1 protein-coding gene is annotated in these 1,333 nt (G+C 34.1%); it reads right to left on the reverse strand.

What is annotated here, in order from left to right; genetic code table 11:
* On the reverse strand, window positions 1–1,219 hold a 1,219-nt coding region (locus tag RMO83_RS00970), incomplete at its 3' end, for a di-heme oxidoredictase family protein (RefSeq protein WP_310557803.1).
* Between the last annotated feature and the right edge of the window lie 114 nt (window positions 1,220–1,333).

Raw genomic sequence — 1,333 nt, forward strand, 5'->3', positions numbered from 1 at the left:
GTTGTGTTCTCCATTCGTTGCCATTTGCTAAAAAATCTGGAGTATTATCAGATAATTCATTTCCCATATCGTGCAAAAGCATATCGGTATAAGGTCTTATGATTTGATTTCTTAATGCTACAATTGAATATGTATTACCAGTTTGCATTTTTGGAATATGACAACTAGCGCATTGTACTTCATTAAAGATTTTCTTTCCTCTCAACACATTTTGATCGGTATGATTTCTTCTTGCTGGAACTGCTAGTGAACTGGAGTACAATACAATTTTATCAAAATTTGAATTCGAAATTTCAGGACTTCCTCCGTTTGGTATTGTACTTAAATCGACATTTGGAGGCGCATTTTCATTAGGAAAAATAGAGGTTGTAATTCCCATATCTCCAGAGAAAGCTCCAGCAACTTGTTGTCTAATATTGGGCTGATTGGCTTTCCAACCAAAACGACCTAATTTTTGAGAATCACTTTCTACTTCGTAAACATAATTTGCTTTTCCAGAAATTCCATTACTATTATTAGCCGTTGCAAAGCCTAAAATTGTATTTTCAGAAACTGCTTCTAGTAAACCCAAACCTATAATTTGATTCGCAATTCTTGGAGAAACTAATATTCCTCCTGCTAAACTACCATAACCTAAAGTGTTGATTTGATAAGTTGGTTTTTGAAGTTCTACAACAGTTCCGTCTGCCAAAGTTTCTGAAATTGTTTGATAGGTTATATTGTATTTTCCTTTTATGGTTTGACCTAAAATGGCATTGTCTTGTAGTTGATTACCATAAACGGGATCCGAAAATGCAGTTCCGTTAGGATGACTTCCTGCTAAACTCAAACGTAATAATAAACCACGTCCTAACTGACCATCAAAAGCAGGCGGGCGACCACGACCATCTTTAAAATGACAACTCGAACAATTATTAGCATTGAAAAAAGGTCCTAAACCATCTCTGGCAGTTGTAGATGATGGCGATGAAACCCAACTTTGCCTGAAAAATGAATTTACTATCCCAAAATCTGATTGTTCATTTTGGGTTAAATTTGAGGCAAAAAAACCGAAAGCTTCTTGTGTTGAGTTAAATACAGTTGCTTCGCCTCCTGAGTATTCCTCACGCTCTTCCGCAGTTAGTAGTTGTTCAACAGGAATATTCTGATAATCATCATCTTCACAACTAATAAGTTGCAAAGAGAAAAGAATAAGAAAAAATTTATACAAAAATTTCATAATGCAAAAATAGAAAAAGTGTCCTAAATTAAAAGAACACCCTGGTTAATTTGTTATGGAAACTATTAGTTTACAATAATTCCAATTTTAGTAGCTCCATTTAATAAATTTGAG

This window comes from Flavobacterium sp. (genome assembly GCF_031423415.1).
Classification (GTDB): domain Bacteria; phylum Bacteroidota; class Bacteroidia; order Flavobacteriales; family Flavobacteriaceae; genus Flavobacterium.